Below are 18,004 nucleotides of genomic sequence, written 5' to 3' on the forward strand. Positions count from 1 at the left end.
TCACATCAACAGTCAACTATTTCTCTTTCCTTCTCTTCCTTCGCGTCTTCGCGGTTCGTTAAAATCCATCGCTGTAATCTTGTCAATTCACAACTAATTTGATATAAATATAAAAGCTAATTTAATGGAGGTGATTTTAAATGAAAGCAGTTATTTTATTGTCGGGAGGGCTGGATTCCTCAACAGTTTTGTATCAAGCCAAAGCCGACGGCTGCGAATGTTACGCGATTTCCTTTGACTACCAGCAAAGACATCGGCGGGAGTTGGAATCAGCACGGGCGATCGCACTTGCTGCAGGTGTTAAAGCACATCAGATAGTCAACTTTGATTTGACACTGTGGGGAGGTTCGGCGCTGACGGATAATCAGATGGAATTGCCGATCGACCGCACCCTCACAGAAATGTCTCAAAACATCCCCAGTACCTACGTTCCAGCTAGAAATACCATTTTTCTCAGTTTTGCCCTAGCCTACGCCGAAACCCTAGGAGCTCAGCGAATTTATATCGGTGTGAACGCTTTAGATTATTCCGGCTATCCCGACTGTCGCCTCGATTACATCCAAGCCATGCAGGAAGTATTTCGGTTAGGAACCAAGCAGGGAAGGGAAGGAGAAGCTATTAAGATTATAACACCTTTGATCGAACTTAAAAAAACCGAAATTATTGAATTGGGTAACAAATTAGGAGTACCTTGGGAGCAAACTTGGTCTTGCTATGCAGGTGGAGAAAATGCCTGCGGTGTTTGCGATTCTTGTCGGCTGCGGCTGGCGGCTTTTGAGGAATTGGGGTTGAAAGATCCGGTGCCTTATGCTTAAATTTTGCAGAGATGCTGTACTTTGAAGCAGAAATGGATCTCCTATTCCTCTCTGACTTTCGTGAGGTTAAAGCTGAAGACATTGACAGTGCCTTTCGCTTTACTTACGCTTTTATGGAGGAGCAAGATATCTATATTCCCTACGTATATTACGAAAATGTGAAGGTTGGCGATCGCGTTAATTTGCGCCCCAAAGGCCCGACGTTAGATAATTTAGTACGCAGCGACTTCGAGCGAGTAGATTATATAGGCATTAACTAAAAGATTCTGAACTATGAGCTTTCGCCACACCTTTTAACGCGCTATTCTTGCGCCCTTTTCCCACAATTTCCCCATTCGTCTGTCCAACTTCGCTGAAAGTGCGATCGCCCGCCACCCCTGACAACAACTGAATTTGAATTTGATCTAACCGCGGCCCGCACACAGAAACCACCGCCAGTTCCACATTTTCGCTGCGCCACACTTCCCCCACCGCCGGCATTCTTTGCAACTGATAGCTCAAAAAACCTCCAATGGTTTGATATTCGTCAGTTACAGGCAAATCCAAATTCAATATTTGATTCACATCATCTACATTTAACTGCGCTTGCACCAAAAAAGTGCGATCGTCCAATACTTGCAAAGCAATTTCTTTGCTATCTTGCGATTCGTAACTGCGACCGATAATTTCTGCAATCAAATCCCGCAGCGTCACTAACCCGGAAATGCCGCCAAATTCATCAACGACGATCGCAATTTCTTCCGAGGAACCCTGCATCAAAGGTAGCAATTCTCCCAACATCATCATCTCCGGCACAAACCTCACCGGACGCATCCACGTTACAATTGGCGTGTCTGGTGATAGCAAACCTTCAGCTAGGGGTTTAGCAAGTTGTTTGAAGTCAATCACCCCGATAATATCATCGAAAGAATCTCCTGTAATTGGATACCTAGAATGGTTGGAAATCGCAATTTCCGAGAGCAAAGTTTGAAAAGTAGCAGTCTTGGGAAGCGCGACAATACTTGGCCTTGGCACCATCACTTCTTGTACCCACACTTCCCCAAACTCAAATACGTTGTTGAGCAATTCTCGTTCTTCTGCTTGCAAGCCGCTTGACTCTGTGGAAGTAGCGATAATTAATTGTAGTTCTTCGGGAGTCACTGGCCGATGGGTGACATCGTATTCAATACCCGCAAGCTGCAAGAGCGATCGAGTCGATTTATTGAGCAAGGAAACAAAGGGATTGAATAAACGAGCAATCTGTAAACTGGGAGTGCCTAGGCCTCTTGCTAATTGTTCGGAATAAAGTAAGGCTACAGATTTCGGCACCAGTTCGCCGAGTACGATTTGTAGATAAGCCAGCAGAAAAAAAGTGACTATGGATATGCTAAAAGAATGGGCGATGGATTCCTTGATATAAGTTGGCAGTGGCAAAAAGCGGATGGAAGCTCGGATCAGCACGGCGATCGTATCTTCCCCAATCCAGCCGAGAGCTAAACTAGAAAGAGTGATTCCCAACTGCATAGTTGAGAGCAATCGCTCAATACTTTGGATCAAAGATTGAACCGTCAGAGCCGGAACATCCCCCGCCTCAACTAACTGATTAATCCGCGAACGACGCACCGTCACCATCGAAAACTCAGCCGCCACAAAAAAAGCATTGATCGCTATCAGCAGCAGCACTGATAGCAACCGTGACAGCACTTCTGTCCAAGTCATAGCAGGCAACTCAGCCATCTCCTACACTCTCCTGACCCAGGCCTGTGGGAGTGATACAGCTCTGCCTAGAACCACTTTCTCGGCTGAGCCTGAGAACCAGTCGGTCGGTTTGACCTCCTCCATAGCAAGCTAAAATTGTTGACAATCCCCCTAACACGAACACAACAGGGGCAAGGATCTGCAAATATTTTCCAAATATTGAACTACTCACCGCTCACCTGGAGTACCAGGTATAGCGGGGGAATTCCCCGCGCTGTAAGTTAATTCACTTCGGCACTGGAATGCCCGCTATTTGCAACTGAAGTTTTTGAGCTGGATAATCTGTCAGCGTCAGCGAAATTTCTTTAGCATTTTCCAGTAAAGTTGTGGGAATACTAATCGTGCCGTAAAATACCTGCCCGTTGGGGGGCAGTTCCCCTGGCAAATCCTCGGCCGTCGCACTTAGGGGCTGGCCTTGGTTATTAGTGACGCTCAAGAAACTGTATAAAAACTTTACAGCTTGGGAGCCTTCGTTCTTCATGCTCACGTCTAGCAGCATGGAGTTACCTCGCTGATTTGCCGCACTCACTTCTAGGGTGATTCCCCCGTCGCGACTGTTCATGGGAAACTTGGTGCTGGGATTTTTGTCAGTGGCTGGTTTTTTGGCTGTAGCTGTTTTAGAGCTAGCCTTGTCTGTTTTGGTATTCCCTTGACCCGCTACTTTCTCAGGATCGCGACCTTCAATCCGTGCTTTGACGGTTTTGAGAATGTCTTTTTCTTTCAAAATGCTCACTTGGTCTTTGCTCGCAGGTGTTCCCTGTTTGCCGCCTGCATTACTGCTGGGGCGAACGTCTGGCTGAGTAGTTCCTTTCAACGCTTCGCGACCTAAAGTAAATCCGAAAACAGAACTCGTCACACCAGCTCCCAACATCATAGTCAGTAGAATCAGAGTCAGCACTACCGTCGAATTCAGTACCATTACCTGTAAGTTCTATGCCAAGTCTTAGAAACTGCTTTGTTTGACCGATCGACTTCAACTTCGGGCTGATGGCGATCGGGCGTTGCAGATCGAAGATTGTGATTTTTGTTCTCTAGTTTTAACACGGACTGGGAAATTATGTTATAATTCATTTTAAGTTCGATCGCACCAAGCGATCTAACGGCAGTTGGCCGAGCGGTTTAGGCAGCGAACTCATAATTCGCCTCAGGCAGGTTCAACTCCTGCACTGCCGATTTTGACAATACTTCGACTTCGCTCACTCAGGTTTGGGCGAGAGTGACCGTTTCCGTTAGACCAGGGGTCTGAGAAACTTAGTTTATGTGGTCTCCTATCACTGTGTGTCTGTTGGCGCTCAGCAACGGGTCGATCGGCATATCAACCTTTAATTAACTCCACTCCGTCGCGCCCATCAATTTCTTGAACATATACTTTAACTTGTTCTTCCTTGGCTGTGGGCAACTTTTTACCCGTGAAATCCGGCTGAATCGGTACTTCTCGGTGTCCGCGATCGACTAACACTGCTAGCCAAATTTTCTCCGGTCTGCCATAATCATTTACTGCATTCAAAGCTGCTCGAATAGTTCTACCTTTATATATAACGTCATCTATCAATACAACAGTTTTGCCTGTCAAATCGAAGGGAATTTCGGTTTTGGCTGGTGTCCGCATCGCCACTCGATCCAAATCATCTCGGTAAAACGTAATATCCAGAGCACCTACGGATACTTTGACTTGTTCGAGGACTTCAATTTGAGCCGCCAGAATTTGAGCTAAAGGTACGCCTCTAGTATGAATACCTAACAAGACTAATTCTCTTGGGTCTCCCGATTTTTCCACTATCTGGGAAGCGATGCGGGTAAGAGTGCGTCGCACTTCATCCGGCGATAAAATTTCAATAATTTTAGTCATTGGTGGCTGTTGCTAATTTTGGGCTGTGGGTCGATCGACAGTTAGCGGACAAAAACGAAGCAAGCATAAAAGAGCAATGATAATCCCAACCAAATCAGAAAGCAATACCGAGTTAATTGCAATGCTTGGTGAATATGGTGTACTGTGATAGGTTGATTGGGTTCCCCTAACAGGGGTTTGTGTTTAACAACTCCCCGATAGGAATTTGTACCTCCTAGTTGCACTCCCAAGATGGCGGCGTAGGCGCATTCGCTCCAACCGGAATTGGGACTGGCATCTTTTACCGCATCTCTTTGACAAATTCTCCAAATGTACAGGGGTTTTCCTGATATCGCAGCTAATGTCATCACTGTTAATCTGCAAGGAATCCAAGTCAGGACATCTTCGAGTTTGGCGCTAAACCATCCTAAATCTGTGTAGGGTGCTTCTTTGTAGCCCACTGTAGAATCTAATGTACTGGCTGCTTTATAAGCGATCGCCAAGGGGACGATCGCGCTCATTGACATTGAGTAATCCGCGATCGGCAACTCCCTAACACTTAATAATAGATATAGATGTGGGAGAGCGAACCCAACTAAGGCATAAAATAGGGGAGCACTCACCCCATCCACGGCATTCTCTGTTACAGTTTCTAACAATGCTCTGAGTATTTCTGGCTCGGATAAGTTTTCAGTATCCCGACCGACATAAAGACTCAACCGTTCTCGCGCCTTGACTAAATCTCCTAGATTTAGAGGTGCCAGCACATCCTCCGCAGCAGCCCTCAAACTCCTACCTGCAAAACAGCTTGCGAGTAAAATGGTCTGTAAAGCAATCCCCAAAAGAGGATGCACCCAACTAGCAGCTTGCACCATCAACCAACTGACAGTATAACTGCCTACAATCAACCCGATCGCTAGTATTGTACCCGCAGCGCGAAGCAACAGTTTAGGGCGATCGCTTGGGAGACTATCGCCCAAGTTCGGTTTTGTAGCTGGGGGATTATTCCAGATATTAAAGACCAGTCGAGTATAGCGCTCAATGGCCCAACCCATCGCCTGTACAGGATGTGGCCAACCCCAAGGATCGCCGATGGAGTAATCTAATACAGCAGCTAAAATCAAAACAGACAATTCATCGGGCATCATTTATATATAGACAGTTTTAAGTTCACAGATTGTTTTCGTCCCGCAGTAGGTGCACGTTCTGCTCCCAATTAGCACCATCAAAGGGTACGATCCGAAATTGACCAACTGCATCGGAGTCGAGACAGCGGACATTGACATCAAATTGATCGGGATGCGATCGGGGGCGATAAAACGGATGAATACCACAAATCCGGCAAAAAATATGTTTGGCAATGCCCGTATTAAACGTATAGGTTGTCAAAACATCTTCGCCGCTTAGCAACGTAAAATGTTCCGGTGGTACAATTAGGTGCAAAAACCCCTTCTTGTGACAGATAGAACAGTTACAATCAACTGCTTCGTGTTTGTCCACCGCGACTCGGAAGCGGACAGCACCGCAATGACAGCCACCTTCGTAGACAACAAGTGTGCGATCCATATTTACTGGCAATCGTATTTTTCAACCGATCTTAACATTCTTGGTAGTTAGGGCGTTTTTAATTGCCCAAACCATTGATTTTATTGGAATTGTCATGATTCCTGATTCCTTACCATCTAAATGATAAAGCTAGTTTCTTCACCAAGAGCAGCTTGCCAACTTCGGGCATCATAGTATAAGTCTTCCAGAGAAATACTGTATAGCGCCAGCACCAGTTTTTTGTGCAGTTGCTTCCACAAACTGAATGTTACCCAGTCCTCTGCAAGGCCAGCATCAGCAGAATGGCGACGTAAAGGTTCAATAGTTTCCCCTACAGCCTCTAAGATTTGTCCTAGAGAGATTTGAGCTGGTTCGCGGGCCAATTTGTAGCCTCCTTGTGAACCCCGAACTGATTGCACTAAACCGGCTCGTCGCATTTCAATTAGCAATTTTTCGAGATAGGGAGCCGGTAACTCCTGTCGTTTAGCTATCGATTTTACCGATGTCGGCCCGAACCCAGGTTGCAAACTTAGATCCAGTAGAGCTTTGACACTGTAGTGTCCGCGTGCAGTTAACTTCATCGGATTTTAAGATGTGGGGCATATATTCAGCTAGCTGATAGCTGATAGCTTATGCTACAGAGTTTAGAGATTGCTCGCAATCGACAGCTACTCCTCAAGAAAGACTCCACATTGTTAAAAATATTTAGATAATAGTGGTTAACAATCGAGCCAATCGGTGTAATATGGTTTTACGACCAGCTATAAAGCTAAACTTTCTTGGCCAAATCAAAAATCAACCGAGAAAAAAACCGTACACCAGTTGAATATTTCAGGACTCAGTAGATGGTTAAAAAGAAAAGTATCGAACCCCTAGAAGGCGAAGGTCTGATCAAAAAGGTTAAAGACCTAGAAAACCTTACCAAAGAAGAAAAAGCGAGAGCCTGTGGCTACTACACCGTTACCAAAAATGGAGTAGAACGGGTCAACATGATGAAATTCTTGAATGCTCTGATTGATGCAGAGGGCATTCAGCTAGATGGTAAGCAAAACGGAAATGGACGAGGCGGACGCTCGGCTAGCTATCGGATTAGCGTTCAATCTAACGGGAACTTACTGATTGGAGCAGCTTACACCAAACAGATGGAACTCCAGCCAGGAGATGAATTTGAAATCTCTTTGGGACGGAAACACATTCACCTGCGCCAAATCGATCAAGAAGAAGAAGTAGCTTAAGCACTTACTTTTTGATTTGACTTGCTGGGACTGGTTGATTGGAGTTCAAGCAGAGGTTTTGCTCTGAAATATTTCTGTGTGGCTAAATCTGTGAATATAAAGCAGGATAGCTAGAGATGGCAATGGCTCGACAACAGCCACTGCCACCATTTATCAGATCCGAAATTAGCTATTTTCTCCCTCGCTAGATCCAATTGGAACAGCGAGGTTTTTCCGCGTATACAACCTCGCAGAGGTGGATAATATCAATTCCGGTTGTATCGGAATGATTTAACCGCGAAGGCGCAAAGGGCGCGAAGGAAGAGAAGAGAGAGTTTAATACAGGACGATGAAGAGAGGATTTGATATAAAGTGTAGTAGGGAAACGGGAGTGCCGTGTCCCTAGGGGGAGTAATGGAGGCTCACTTATTAAGCTGGGTTGGCCTCAGTTCGTCTTTGCAAGAGTCGGGCAATTTCCGCTTTTTCTACCAGTCCAACGAGAACACCGTTGCCGCGAATCACGGGAAGTTCTTGGACTTTGAGTTGTTCAAAGAGAGTGACGACTTCTAGGAGGGATTGTTCTGGTTCGACGGTGGCGGAAAATTCGATCGGCTTGAGCAGTTCTTTCACTTGAACCGAAGGCCAGTTACCCGTAGGAATTGTTTTGAGCTCGTCAAGTTCGATCGCACCTACCAATTGTCCCTCATCATCTGTTACCAGATAGCGACGCCAGTTTTGAGGATTACCGATGACGTAGTTATTGGCAAATTCTCTCAGAGATAAGTTTTCTGAGACGATCGGGCTTCCTGGAGTAACAGCATCTGCCGCTGTCAGCCCCGCCAGTTGATTTTGAACTGTGGCAGATTGTGCAGATTGACCAGCATTTTGCAACAAAAACCAACCGATTACTAAATTCCAGATGTTGCCAAATATTCCTGTAGCAATGGCGATCCAACCAATGATTTGACCCACACGGCTAGCAAAAATGACACCTTTGTAGGGGTTCCCTGTAATTTTCCAGACGATCGCTTTGAGGATGTTACCACCATCTAGGGGCAAACCAGGAATCAGGTTAAATAGAGCTAAAGCTAAGTTGATGGAAGCTAAAAGTTGGACGATAGCGGCTGCGGGGCCTGTGAGACTGGCACCAATACCGATCGCTGCTAACAAACCCGATAATAATAGACTAACTAACGGGCCTGCGATCGCCACCCAAAAGGCCTGGGCCGGAGTTTTGGATTCTCTTTCCAAACTAGCCAATCCACCAAACAGAAATAGCGATATGGATTTCACGCCAATTCCCTGTTTGATAGCAACCCAACTATGTCCCAATTCATGGGCTAACACCGAAGCAAATAACAGCAATGCTGTGAATAATCCCAGCATCCAGGGCGCTAGGGGGCCCAAGGTAGGAAACAGAGCAGCTAGTGCGCCACCATACTGCCACGTTACTAAGCCCAGGACTAAAAACCAAGATGCGTTGATGTAAAAGGGAATTCCAAACAGGTTGCCGACGCGAAATGTACCATTCATAATGGCTACCTCTGATATTATGGGGGAGAGTTTTTTCTCTCTGTTTCCTTATAATAACGAAATGTAACGATGATGTTAATCTGTCGATGGGCGTGGTATCCGCCTGGGTTGGTTCGGTAAAGAGCGATCGCCCTTGGACTGAGAAAGTGCGATCGCCCTTGACGACTACTCAAACAGGTTTGAGATTAATCAGGTATCTTGCCCAATCTTTCCCTCAATTTATCAGCCGATAACTGCGGCAGTTGCTCTACAAATAGTGCCAATTCTGCTACAGACAAGGCCAATAAATTAGTGATGGCGATCGGCAAAAGATCGCCCAATTCATTTGAACTCATTTTCAAGACACTTTCAGCTAATAATTTCACCGCTGATTCTCGCCCTGATACATCGACTGTCAGCATCGATAGTGCCAGTAACAACACGGTAAAATCCGTTGCAGACAACTTTGATATGGGAGCTAGAAAAACCGTCATTTTTGGGTTTAATTCTCCAAACCTGACTTGCAGAAAATTTTCTAAGATTAAGCGCTGTTGTTCTTGTCTACCTCGTTCTAGCCCTTGTTCTAGTCCTTGTTCTAGCCCTCGTTCTAGCCCTCGTTCTAGCCCTTGTTCTAGCCCTCGTTCTAGCCCTCGTTCTAGCCCCTGTTCTAGCCCTCGTTCTAGCCCTCGTTCTAGCCCTTCTTGTCTAGCTTTTTGCTGTGCTGCTTCTATTTGTTGCTGAAAAAGTGGTGCAATAGCCATAATTAACTCCCGCTCTTCTGGCTCTAATTCCTGTGGGATATCAGTTACTAAATTTGACTGTAACCGATACAATAATTCTAGCGCTATCATCCGCAACGGATCGTCCGTTGGTAAAGCGCTCAATTGAGCGATCGCCCTTTGCTGCACTTTACCTTTGCCCAAAATCCTCAACCACAAGGTTTCTGGAGTTTCTGGCAACTGGTGAATAGCCACAATGGCAGTTCGCAAAGACTCACCAAAAAAATAGATTCCCTCCATCCAATTCTCTATGTCTGGCTTGGCATTAAAGCTATCCACCAATGCTTTTGATGCTGTGGGCATCAAAATCCACAGTTTGGGTAACTGAGAATCATCAAGGCGAGTATTTTCTCTTCTAGATTGTCGCTCTAATTCACCTCGCACATCCAATAACTTGCCCAAACAGCTACAAATTTCGCTGACGTTGGCAGGATTCCGAAACGGTTCAATAATAGCAGTTGTAGTTGCCATTTTTCCCAACAATCCCAGAGTTTTTAAGTATTCTGGATTTTGGGTGATGGGAGTGAAGTAAACATCAATTTCTCGGACTTCGGAAGTTACATCTCTACCGATATTGACTGTTCCAATGGGTGACAGAAGTTCTTCCAGGTATTCTTTCGCAAAACGATCGTGAATAAATCGTGTCATAAAAATTAGGATTAACTTTTTAATTATAGCATACTTGACTTAATCACCATCGAATCCATCCCTTCTCCCCGGCTGACTATAGCGCTTCAATTAATCAACTAATTAAGTATGATTAGAAGCTGTTCTCGCCCCTGTTTCGGCCGCCCAACGCTTCAAATCTTCGATTTGCGATCGCGCCATGGTAGCTAGAGGTACTGTCTCCTCGATCGACTTCAACATATCCTCAGTCGTCAAATCTCGCCGCTGGCAGTTGACAAAAGTCCCAAAAGCCCGATACAATCCATCAATTACAACTTGCTCAATTTCTGCCCCACTAAAATTCTCAGTCCGCTTAGCCAAAATCCCCAAATCAAACTCTCGCCAAATAGTCGATCGCAACCGCTGCAAATGGACTTGAAAAATATCTTGTCGCTCCAATTCTGAAGGCAAATGCAAACAAAAAATCTCATCAAATCTGCCCTTTCTCAGCAACTGTGCCGGCAAAATCCGCACATTATTTGCAGTTGCGACAATAAACACCGGACTGGTTTTTTCCTGCATCCAAGTAATCAAACTACCCAATACCAGACGCGAGGTTCCCGAATCGCCATCGCCGCTAACAATATTGCCGAAAGCATTATCTATTTCATCGATCCACAAAACGCAAGGGGCGATCGCCTCTACCAATTCTATCATCTGTCTGACCCGACTTTCGCTATCCCCGACCCTGCCACCAAACAATCTCCCAGTATCCAACCGCAACAGTGGCAAACGCCATTCCGAGGCGATTGTTTTGGCTGATAAAGATTTGCCAGTACCTTGAATTCCCACTAACAAAACGCCCTTGGGATTTGGTATGCCATAGCTGCGCGCTTCCTCAGTAAAAGCATCGTGTCGCATCTTTACCCACTGCTTCAAATTTTCCAATCCGCCCACATTTTTGAGAGATTCTCTGGAATTGACAAACTCCAAAATTCCCGTTTGGCGAATGGCTTGCTGTTTCTCTTCTAAAACTCCATCAATATCTGACTCATTAATCTGCTGTTTTGCCGCCAACGCTTTAGTTAAAACCCGCCCAATCCGGGCGCGACTCAAACCTTGACAAGCTTTAACTAACTGTTCCCTTCCTAAACCAGTAACTTGCAACTGTTCCGGCTGAGACACTAGGTGAGAAATTAAACGATCGATTTCCTGAACATTGGGCAACGGGAAATCAATTACTGTCACTTCTTCCTGCAATTCTTCTGGTAATTCCAGGGCGGGAGAAGTCAGAACAATAGTTTTTTTGCTGCGCTTCAATTCCCGCGTTAAATTGCGTAATTCTCGGACTACCGGCACATTTTTTTCGGTGTAGGGATATTTCAAAATTGGGTGTAAATCCCGCAACACAAATATGGTATATTCTTCTACAGCAGTTTTGCCAATGCGATCGAGCGCCGCCATCACCGAACCTTTGGCGGAACCATTATCTTCCCAGCCCCGCACGATATCCCAGAACAACACCCGGCGCGCGGGAGTTACTTGCACCGCTACTTGAGCAATTACTGCTTCCACAGGTTCTTCTTCCGCGCCTACAATATATAGCAGCGAATAGTGGGCGCGAATCATCAAATCTAGTCGTTTTACCAGTGCCTCGAAAGGGTTGTGGCGATCGCCCTTAATGGCATCACCTGCTTTTAGTTGGAGGGAATTTTCTGTCATTTTATTTAAGATCTTAAAGTGTTAGAGTGAGATTAAAATAAGGTTCCTAGTCGAGATTTTAGTCATGATAAAATTTTGAAAAAGGACTAAAGTCTGGACTATGAACCTTGAAATTATAACAGAAGAGGAGACTATTGGCTAGGGGGCAACTTTTCGAGCTTGTTTCAGCATTTCAATCAGAGTGTGGTGAGCATCTTCAGCATCTTTCAAAGTGCGATCGAAATTTACTCTGACTGGGAAAGTTTCCCCATTGACTTGAGCCGTTAAATCCATGCCATTGGCATCAATAGCCAGCATTTGAGCCGATGTTGCATCTGGTTTGTCGCCAAATGCTTGAGCATAAAGCACTACAGCGCTAGCATGATCTTCGTTCATGTGGGTGCAGATGCGATCGCTAATCTCAGTAGAAAACGGTTCTGACATAGGGAAATTCCTCCGATCCAATATAGATAGATTGTACTGCGAATCGTGGTTGACAAATCACTTCGCAATTTGCTAAAATAACATTAATAGGATGCTCCCATGAAAAACTGTAGCGTTTATATCGAACTACTCAAAACATTTCCTCCCCGCCCCATAACTACTGAAGAGGAATTAACTGCAACTCAAGAAGCGATCGACTCTTTGTTGGATAAAGGCGAACTGACTCCAGACGAACACGATTACCTCCATGTACTAGGAACCCTGGTTTATGAGTACGAGCAAACTTTAGAAGCCATACCTGATATTTACGGCATAGAATTATTAAAGGCTTTAATCGAAGAATTTGAACTGAGACAAAAAGACCTAGTTCCTATTTTTAAAACCGAGTCTATTGTCTCAGATATCCTGCATGAAAAGCGCCAACTTACCACCGAACATATCCAAAAACTTGCAGAGTTTTTCAGCGTCTCCCCGGCTGTCTTCTTTCCGCTGCATCCAGTCAAAAAAACTGCTTGAATTTAGAACCAATTTAATGGATCGTTGCACATATTCCGATCCCCCTAAATCCCCCTTAATAAGGGGGACTTTGATCGGATTCTTGTCCCCCCCTTGTTAAGGGGGGTTAGGGGGGATCGTATTCTATGCAGCCTCATAAAAAATTGGTATAAAACCATATTTTTGTTTGTAGTCAGGACTTTAGTCCAGAAACCTGATTTTTACGATAAGACGCATTGTCACCGAGAGATTCTCTAAAAACCCGGTTTCTTGAATCGGAGTGCGTAAATCCTGAGAATACTTCCTCTTCATTGCTTTTTAGAGGCCGGACAGTTTATCATAATTAGCAATTAAAGAGAATTTAAACAACCTGCCATGCTGTGGACGCCCGGACAAACAACCCTCAAAACTCGCCCCTACCGCATCGACGACATCCTCGGAATGGGGGGATTTGGCATCACTTACAAGGCCACACACTTGCAACTCAAGCATCAAGTTGTCCTCAAGACGCCGAATCTGAGTTTGCAAAATGACCCGGAATACGCCAACTTTGTTGGCAGATTTATCCGCGAAGGGCAAATCTTAGCCAAATTTTGCCAAAACGCGCATCCTGGAATTGTCCGCGTCAGCGATTTGTTTGAGGAAAAAGGCCTTCACTGTTTGGTAATGGATTTAATTGTCGGGCAAAGTTTATTTAATGCCGTACAGCAACGGGGGCGACTCCCGGATACGGAAGCAGTGGCAATTATCCGCCAAATTGGAGAAGCATTAAGCGCCGTTCACCAAGCCGGAATTGTCCATCGAGATGCTCATCCAGGTAATATTATGTTGCGTCCGAACGGGCAAGCAGTGTTAATTGATTTTGGTCTTGCGAATGAATTAATGCCAACTATTATTAGTAGCAGACATCCTCATAACCCTGCTTTTGCTCCTTGGGAACAGCATATGGAAGGTAGTGGTAAACCAACGGTGGATATTTATGCTTTAGCAGCATCTTTATATTATGCGGTAACGGGAAAAGCGCCAACAGCTTCCCTCAATCGGCATTTTAGAAATGAAGTGTTGCCACCTGCGAAAGATTTTGGGGTGCAAGATTGGGTGAGTTTAGCAATAGAAAAAGGGATGGCATCCGAACCGCAAAAGCGGCCGCAGTCGATGAAAGATTGGTTGAGTTATCTGCGGGAACCGATTCCGCCAACGGTTGCCAGTGTTTCGGTACAGCTTAAATCAGCGCGGGGAGTTGACTATAATCGTCTGCGGGATTTATTGGCGGCGGGGAAGTGGAAAGAGGCGGATGAGGAAACACTCAAGGTGATGTTAAAAGCTGCTAGACGGGAGAAGGAAGGTTGGTTCGATACGAACTCGATCGAGAATTTTCCTTGCGATGATTTGCGGACGATCGACCAATTGTGGGTAAAATACAGTCAGGGTCACTTTGGCTTTAGCGTCCAGAAAAGAATCTGGTTGGAAGTTGGTGGTGAATATGGTAAAGTTGATTATGACACTGAATGCAAAGTGCTCGATTTGTTCGGTTGGCAAAAAGGAGGAAGTTGGTTGAACACAAAGCACCTAACCTATAATAAACAAGCACCAGTGGGCCACCTCCCTGCTGGGGGTTGGAACGCTGAGCTGTGTTTGTCGTTGGTCTTCTCTCGCATCAAGAGCTGTAAGCTCTAATCTATAGCGATTTCAGCCCTTTGTCAAGTCTTTTTTATCGAAGCTTTTTTTACGAAGTTATCGGCTTTTGGTCATTTCATTACCTGCTACGCGGGGGTTTACTCTTCAAACAACAGACTCGCGAAATTCGGGTGATAGCAATTGGCCAACACAAACTGTTTGGGGTTCAGAAACCGGGTTTTTTACGAAATATTTGGTTGTAGTCAGCAGATTCGGTAAAAACCCGGTTTCTTTGGTCAGTGCGTAAGTCCTAATCTACTCTAAATTCGAGACTAAATGATGCGTTATGCAATTGCGATCGAAAAAACACCGAATAACTATTCAGCTTATGCGCCCGATTCACCCGGATGTGCAGCAGGATTAAAAGGCACTATTAAATCTCCTCATTTTCAGAAAAAATGGTGGCCGCGTATTGCAAAGAAAATGTCGTTATATCGAGTTTATCTTCTTCAGTCCAAGTCTCGCTTTCATCGACAACCGACAGATTTTGCTGTACCAAATCGTTGAGAATAAGAGTTGCCAAGCGCAGTCTATCCTTTGGTGAAAGGGTAGACAGAACGCGATCGTAAACTTCTCGAACAGTAGTTAACATAGCAAATCCTCCTGCTTCTGATCTTATGGAAAACTTAGGACAGGTTGATTTGATTATAGCTCAAAAATTTAATAAATTTATGCTATACTTAAGTTATAATTTTTAACCCCAGATTCACTTATGCCAACTTTAACTGATATTGGCACTTTGATTATCCGCGATCCGCACCTTCGCGGTGGCATCCCTATTATTGCAGGTACTGCCACATCGGTACAGCGAATCGTAGTCTTATACAAACAAGGTAATAGTGCTGAGGAAATAGCAGCGGATCTGGATCATCTCACCTTAGCGCAGGTTTATGCTGCACTGACTTATTATCACGCAAATCGAGCAGAAATAGAAGCAGATTTAGTGGCTGAACAAGCAGAATATGAACGTTTGGCAGCATTAAATAAGCTAAAAATGCAGGAGAAAGCATGAGCCAAATTCGTCTTTACTTAGATGAAGATTCACGAAGTAAAAAACTATTGCAAGCTTTACAAAGTCGTGGTGTAGATGTCATTACAGTTGCCGAAACAGGGATGCTATCTCGCAGCGATGAAGAGCAATTAATTTGGGCTTTTACTAATCAAAGGGTAATTTATAGTTTCAACATTAGGGATTTTTATAGAATCCATACCAATTGGCTAGAAAGAGGAGATTCTCATGCAGGAATTATTTTAGGACAGCAAAATTATTCAGTGGGAGAACAAATGCGTCGCCTTTTGAGTCTAATTTCTGCCAAATCAGCGGCAGGAATGCAAAATCAAATAGAGTTTATCAGTGCTTGGAGTGAAAAGTAAAGATATTATCGATCGAGATAATTAGATACCCTGATTTCTTAAATAAGTCAGGGTATCTGAGTATTCTATCCTACAAAATGTACAGTCTAACTAAAAGATCGATCGTCAAACGGCAATTCATCAAACAGCGAATCAATATCACCCTCAGACTTAGCCACTGGTGAATTAGCACGAGATGCTGGAGACTTCACCGCAGGCACTTTTGCTACTGGTAAATTCGCCGCAGGTTCCAAAACAGCAGGCTCAGATTTCTGTAACTTAACTACAGGTAATTCCCCACCATTTTCACCATTTTTGCTAGTTTGATTCCACATCATCATTCCCAGCAAACCATCAACCAAACCACCACCGCTACCATTACCGCTTACCGCAACATCAGGTACAACTCGCACATGGCGATCGCCTATAATTTGCATTAACTGCAAAGCCGTATAACCAGAACCCCCCAAAGCCACAACACCCGCGTGATAAGCCGAAGCTTGAGCATTTCCCTTCACCCGAATCGACTCAGCTTCACCTTGAGCTTGTTTCACCTGAGAATTCGCTTTCAACTCCGAAATCTTCACACCTTGTTCCGATTTCACCATCTCTTGCTGAATCTCAGCCAGCGCCGTTTCCCGCACCAATTGTTGCCGCTGAGTTTGCGCCAATTGCTGCACCTCATAAGTCTTACATTGTTCTTCCGCAATTTTGCGATCGGTTTGAGTTTGCATCAACTCTGCGGGTGGCAAAATATCCCCAATCAAAGTATCAATTGCTTGCACATCATAGGTACGCAAAGCCGCTTTGATATACTCGGCGGCTTCCGCTTGCCGATCGCTCCTTGCTGACAGAAAATCCAACACAGAATAAGCTTGAGCCGAATTGCGGAAATAATTCCCAATAGTCGGCTGCAAAACGTGGTCAACTAAATTCTGCATCGAACCCACACGAGAGATTACTTTCGGCGCATCCAAAGCTCCCACATGAATAATCTGAGCTACTTCTAAATCAAAGGCAAAACCATCTTGAGAACGTACAGTTAAAGATGAAAGTTGAGAGTCATAACTGTGTCTTTCTGTTTTGCTAGACCAATTCAAAACAATATTTGTAGTCGGTACTAATTCTACTTTCAAAATGCGCGTATTTAGCGGATGTTTGCCGGGATAAAGTGGAGTTATCCACACGCCTTTATTGCCAACTTCCACCAAATTGCCGTGGGTGAAAGCAGCACCACTGATATCTTCTGAGGTTTTACCGACATAGGAAATAACTGCGCCCACATAGCCGATCGGGATTTCGGTCATCGCAGCTTGTTCCACCCCGACAAACCAAGGATTCAAGTTCCACGAACCGGAAAGCAAAACCTGTTCCTGCAAACCGCGCCGTCCTCCACCAGTGATGAACTTCTGTGCATTTTGGAAATTATCATGATTCGGAATAATCGCGCCCGCAATTTCACCATCTTGAATGGGAATTCCGTCATAAGTTGTGACAATTCCCACTTTATCTGGTGCAATTTTGTACAGCTTTAAATTTTCTGGGGTCATCCCATGTTTCGTAGCATTTGCTGCTGTAATTACTGTAAATAATGCTGTATTAATTCGATAGCTACCTCCGGTTAAAATTCCCAGTTGTCTACCTTTTTCTCCACCGCTTTTTAGAAATTTTCGAGCATCTTGAAAATTGTCGCATTCTGTGATTTTACCAAGGATGCGCTGGGGCGGAATTGACTGACCACCTGCTGCAATAATTAAAGCAATTTCACCTTGGGGAACCACAGTTAAAGATTCTTTGCGAACATTGTATTGCAAAGGCCAATAACCCCAGTGCCAACCGGGAGGTAAAGTATCAGCTTGATATCCCGCTTCTCCGTTTAGGGCAATTAAGTCTCCGGGTGGTAAAGCCTTGCCGCCGAAGCTAAACTTTTTACTGACAATGCCAACTTCGCGATCGCCAATTACGACCAATCCACCAAAAAATAGCGGTATACAAATAACGATCGCACCACCTACGACAATTGGTACAATTGAGCCGAATAAGTCCATCTGCACTGTCTGCACAGCAACAGTGGTTTGAGGTAGCTGTTTCAATACTATCTGAGGTTTGGCGGCTAGCTGAGTCGAAATTTGACTTGCAGGGGGGATATCGCTAGCAGCTAATACCGGCGATGCTTTTAAACTGCTTGTTGCGCCCAAAGCTATAGCAGCCGAAACAGCCACTGCTAATTGTTTGAAAACGCGGACTTTGGTTTTCGAGTTTGGTTTAAATGAATAAAGCATTTTTTTGATATGGGCT

General features: G+C 44.8%; 19 protein-coding genes and 1 tRNA gene. 8 read left to right on the forward strand and 12 right to left on the reverse strand.

The features are described from left to right. Positions 1 to 140: 140 nt before the first annotated feature. Both queC and P2A85_RS27880 read left to right on the forward strand, forming a co-directional pair. On the forward strand, positions 141 to 815 hold the full coding sequence (gene queC, locus P2A85_RS27875) for a 7-cyano-7-deazaguanine synthase QueC (RefSeq protein WP_377476714.1): 675 nt from the start codon (positions 141 to 143) through the stop codon (positions 813 to 815). Positions 816 to 826: 11 nt separating this feature from the next. Further along, the gene (locus P2A85_RS27880) at positions 827 to 1,075 is read left to right on the forward strand and encodes a hypothetical protein (RefSeq protein WP_377476715.1); all 249 of its coding nucleotides are present in this window, start codon (positions 827 to 829) and stop codon (positions 1,073 to 1,075) included. Here the strand turns inward: P2A85_RS27880 and P2A85_RS27885 are convergent. Further along, a complete protein-coding gene (locus P2A85_RS27885; protein WP_377476716.1) occupies positions 1,068 to 2,531 on the reverse strand; it encodes a hemolysin family protein in 1,464 nt (487 codons plus the stop codon). The two genes, P2A85_RS27880 and P2A85_RS27885, sit on opposite strands and share 8 nt — an antisense overlap. Positions 2,532 to 2,778: 247 nt before the next feature. Continuing rightward, entirely contained in the window at positions 2,779 to 3,471 is a 693-nt protein-coding gene (locus tag P2A85_RS27890; RefSeq protein ID WP_377476717.1) for a hypothetical protein, read from the reverse strand. Positions 3,472 to 3,652: 181 nt separating this feature from the next. Here P2A85_RS27890 and P2A85_RS27895 point away from each other — a divergent pair. Then, positions 3,653 to 3,725 (forward strand) — tRNA-Ile (locus P2A85_RS27895). A 142-nt stretch (positions 3,726 to 3,867) separates the two neighbouring features. On the opposite strand, the gene pyrR is transcribed toward P2A85_RS27895, so the two are convergent. The 4 genes from pyrR to P2A85_RS27915 form a co-directional block, all read right to left on the reverse strand. Continuing rightward, positions 3,868 to 4,401, reverse strand: coding sequence for a bifunctional pyr operon transcriptional regulator/uracil phosphoribosyltransferase PyrR (gene pyrR / locus P2A85_RS27900; RefSeq protein ID WP_341736069.1), 534 nt, complete (start codon positions 4,399 to 4,401; stop codon positions 3,868 to 3,870). Between the two features lie 41 nt (positions 4,402 to 4,442). Continuing rightward, the gene (cbiB, locus tag P2A85_RS27905; protein WP_377476718.1) at positions 4,443 to 5,528 is read right to left on the reverse strand and encodes an adenosylcobinamide-phosphate synthase CbiB; all 1,086 of its coding nucleotides are present in this window, start codon (positions 5,526 to 5,528) and stop codon (positions 4,443 to 4,445) included. A gap of 22 nt (positions 5,529 to 5,550) precedes the next feature. Further along, positions 5,551 to 5,946 carry a GFA family protein gene (locus tag P2A85_RS27910; RefSeq protein WP_377476719.1) on the reverse strand — a complete coding sequence of 132 codons (396 nt, stop codon included), beginning with the start codon at positions 5,944 to 5,946 and terminating at the stop codon, positions 5,551 to 5,553. 116 nt (positions 5,947 to 6,062) lie between these two features. Further along, positions 6,063 to 6,506 carry an Rrf2 family transcriptional regulator gene (locus P2A85_RS27915; RefSeq protein WP_377476720.1) on the reverse strand — a complete coding sequence of 148 codons (444 nt, stop codon included), beginning with the start codon at positions 6,504 to 6,506 and terminating at the stop codon, positions 6,063 to 6,065. A 264-nt stretch (positions 6,507 to 6,770) separates the two neighbouring features. Here P2A85_RS27915 and P2A85_RS27920 point away from each other — a divergent pair, with 264 nt between their 5' ends. After that, complete coding sequence (locus P2A85_RS27920) at positions 6,771 to 7,160, forward strand: AbrB family transcriptional regulator (RefSeq protein WP_096832251.1); 390 nt, start codon at positions 6,771 to 6,773, stop codon at positions 7,158 to 7,160. A gap of 408 nt (positions 7,161 to 7,568) precedes the next feature. On the opposite strand, the gene P2A85_RS27925 is transcribed toward P2A85_RS27920, so the two are convergent. The 4 genes from P2A85_RS27925 to P2A85_RS27940 form a co-directional block, all read right to left on the reverse strand. Then, positions 7,569 to 8,672 (reverse strand): site-2 protease family protein, encoded by a 1,104-nt coding sequence (locus tag P2A85_RS27925; RefSeq protein WP_377476721.1) that lies wholly within the window; start codon positions 8,670 to 8,672, stop codon positions 7,569 to 7,571. A gap of 185 nt (positions 8,673 to 8,857) precedes the next feature. Then, positions 8,858 to 10,078, reverse strand: a complete 1,221-nt coding sequence (locus P2A85_RS27930; protein WP_377476722.1) for a flagellar assembly protein H — start codon at positions 10,076 to 10,078, stop codon at positions 8,858 to 8,860. Between the two features lie 102 nt (positions 10,079 to 10,180). Further along, positions 10,181 to 11,758: an AAA family ATPase gene (locus P2A85_RS27935; RefSeq protein ID WP_377476723.1), complete on the reverse strand. Its 1,578-nt coding sequence runs from the start codon at positions 11,756 to 11,758 to the stop codon at positions 10,181 to 10,183. Positions 11,759 to 11,896: 138 nt separating this feature from the next. Next, on the reverse strand, positions 11,897 to 12,181 hold the full coding sequence (locus P2A85_RS27940) for a DUF2470 domain-containing protein (protein ID WP_377476724.1): 285 nt from the start codon (positions 12,179 to 12,181) through the stop codon (positions 11,897 to 11,899). Between the two features lie 99 nt (positions 12,182 to 12,280). Between P2A85_RS27940 and P2A85_RS27945 the strand changes: the two genes are divergently transcribed. Beyond that, positions 12,281 to 12,697 (forward strand): type II toxin-antitoxin system HigA family antitoxin, encoded by a 417-nt coding sequence (locus tag P2A85_RS27945; RefSeq protein WP_377476725.1) that lies wholly within the window; start codon positions 12,281 to 12,283, stop codon positions 12,695 to 12,697. Positions 12,698 to 13,051: 354 nt separating this feature from the next. Then, positions 13,052 to 14,353 (forward strand): GUN4 domain-containing protein, encoded by a 1,302-nt coding sequence (locus tag P2A85_RS27950; protein ID WP_377476726.1) that lies wholly within the window; start codon positions 13,052 to 13,054, stop codon positions 14,351 to 14,353. 373 nt (positions 14,354 to 14,726) lie between these two features. On the opposite strand, the gene P2A85_RS27955 is transcribed toward P2A85_RS27950, so the two are convergent. Then, complete coding sequence (locus P2A85_RS27955) at positions 14,727 to 14,945, reverse strand: hypothetical protein (protein WP_096829583.1); 219 nt, start codon at positions 14,943 to 14,945, stop codon at positions 14,727 to 14,729. A gap of 120 nt (positions 14,946 to 15,065) precedes the next feature. Here P2A85_RS27955 and P2A85_RS27960 point away from each other — a divergent pair, with 120 nt between their 5' ends. Further along, positions 15,066 to 15,365, forward strand: a complete 300-nt coding sequence (locus tag P2A85_RS27960; RefSeq protein ID WP_096829584.1) for a DUF433 domain-containing protein — start codon at positions 15,066 to 15,068, stop codon at positions 15,363 to 15,365. Continuing rightward, a complete protein-coding gene (locus P2A85_RS27965) occupies positions 15,362 to 15,727 on the forward strand; it encodes a DUF5615 family PIN-like protein (RefSeq protein WP_096829585.1) in 366 nt (121 codons plus the stop codon). The genes P2A85_RS27960 and P2A85_RS27965 overlap by 4 nt, the downstream gene beginning before the upstream one ends. An 86-nt stretch (positions 15,728 to 15,813) precedes the next feature. Here the strand turns inward: P2A85_RS27965 and P2A85_RS27970 are convergent, their stop codons facing one another. Next, positions 15,814 to 17,988, reverse strand: a complete 2,175-nt coding sequence (locus P2A85_RS27970; protein ID WP_377476728.1) for an SPFH domain-containing protein — start codon at positions 17,986 to 17,988, stop codon at positions 15,814 to 15,816. Positions 17,989 to 18,004: the final 16 nt, after the last annotated feature.

Origin of the sequence: Microcoleus anatoxicus (genome assembly GCF_042465725.1) — a bacterium.
In the GTDB taxonomy this organism is placed as follows: Bacteria; Cyanobacteriota; Cyanobacteriia; order Cyanobacteriales; family Microcoleaceae; genus Microcoleus; species Microcoleus anatoxicus.

What these genes read in the sequence shown, in the direction of transcription:
- queC (WP_377476714.1), top strand. Translation starts at nt 141, where the DNA reads ATGAAAGCAGTTATTTTATTGTCGGGAGGGCTGGATTCCTCAACAGTT.
- P2A85_RS27880 (WP_377476715.1), top strand. Translation starts at nt 827, where the DNA reads ATGCTGTACTTTGAAGCAGAAATGGATCTCCTATTCCTCTCTGACTTT.
- P2A85_RS27885 (WP_377476716.1), bottom strand. Translation starts at nt 2,531, where the DNA reads ATGGCTGAGTTGCCTGCTATGACTTGGACAGAAGTGCTGTCACGGTTG.
- P2A85_RS27890 (WP_377476717.1), bottom strand. Translation starts at nt 3,471, where the DNA reads ATGGTACTGAATTCGACGGTAGTGCTGACTCTGATTCTACTGACTATG.
- pyrR (WP_341736069.1), bottom strand. Translation starts at nt 4,401, where the DNA reads ATGACTAAAATTATTGAAATTTTATCGCCGGATGAAGTGCGACGCACT.
- cbiB (WP_377476718.1), bottom strand. Translation starts at nt 5,528, where the DNA reads ATGATGCCCGATGAATTGTCTGTTTTGATTTTAGCTGCTGTATTAGAT.
- P2A85_RS27910 (WP_377476719.1), bottom strand. Translation starts at nt 5,946, where the DNA reads ATGGATCGCACACTTGTTGTCTACGAAGGTGGCTGTCATTGCGGTGCT.
- P2A85_RS27915 (WP_377476720.1), bottom strand. Translation starts at nt 6,506, where the DNA reads ATGAAGTTAACTGCACGCGGACACTACAGTGTCAAAGCTCTACTGGAT.
- P2A85_RS27920 (WP_096832251.1), top strand. Translation starts at nt 6,771, where the DNA reads ATGGTTAAAAAGAAAAGTATCGAACCCCTAGAAGGCGAAGGTCTGATC.
- P2A85_RS27925 (WP_377476721.1), bottom strand. Translation starts at nt 8,672, where the DNA reads ATGAATGGTACATTTCGCGTCGGCAACCTGTTTGGAATTCCCTTTTAC.
- P2A85_RS27930 (WP_377476722.1), bottom strand. Translation starts at nt 10,078, where the DNA reads ATGACACGATTTATTCACGATCGTTTTGCGAAAGAATACCTGGAAGAA.
- P2A85_RS27935 (WP_377476723.1), bottom strand. Translation starts at nt 11,758, where the DNA reads ATGACAGAAAATTCCCTCCAACTAAAAGCAGGTGATGCCATTAAGGGC.
- P2A85_RS27940 (WP_377476724.1), bottom strand. Translation starts at nt 12,181, where the DNA reads ATGTCAGAACCGTTTTCTACTGAGATTAGCGATCGCATCTGCACCCAC.
- P2A85_RS27945 (WP_377476725.1), top strand. Translation starts at nt 12,281, where the DNA reads ATGAAAAACTGTAGCGTTTATATCGAACTACTCAAAACATTTCCTCCC.
- P2A85_RS27950 (WP_377476726.1), top strand. Translation starts at nt 13,052, where the DNA reads ATGCTGTGGACGCCCGGACAAACAACCCTCAAAACTCGCCCCTACCGC.
- P2A85_RS27955 (WP_096829583.1), bottom strand. Translation starts at nt 14,945, where the DNA reads ATGTTAACTACTGTTCGAGAAGTTTACGATCGCGTTCTGTCTACCCTT.
- P2A85_RS27960 (WP_096829584.1), top strand. Translation starts at nt 15,066, where the DNA reads ATGCCAACTTTAACTGATATTGGCACTTTGATTATCCGCGATCCGCAC.
- P2A85_RS27965 (WP_096829585.1), top strand. Translation starts at nt 15,362, where the DNA reads ATGAGCCAAATTCGTCTTTACTTAGATGAAGATTCACGAAGTAAAAAA.
- P2A85_RS27970 (WP_377476728.1), bottom strand. Translation starts at nt 17,988, where the DNA reads ATGCTTTATTCATTTAAACCAAACTCGAAAACCAAAGTCCGCGTTTTC.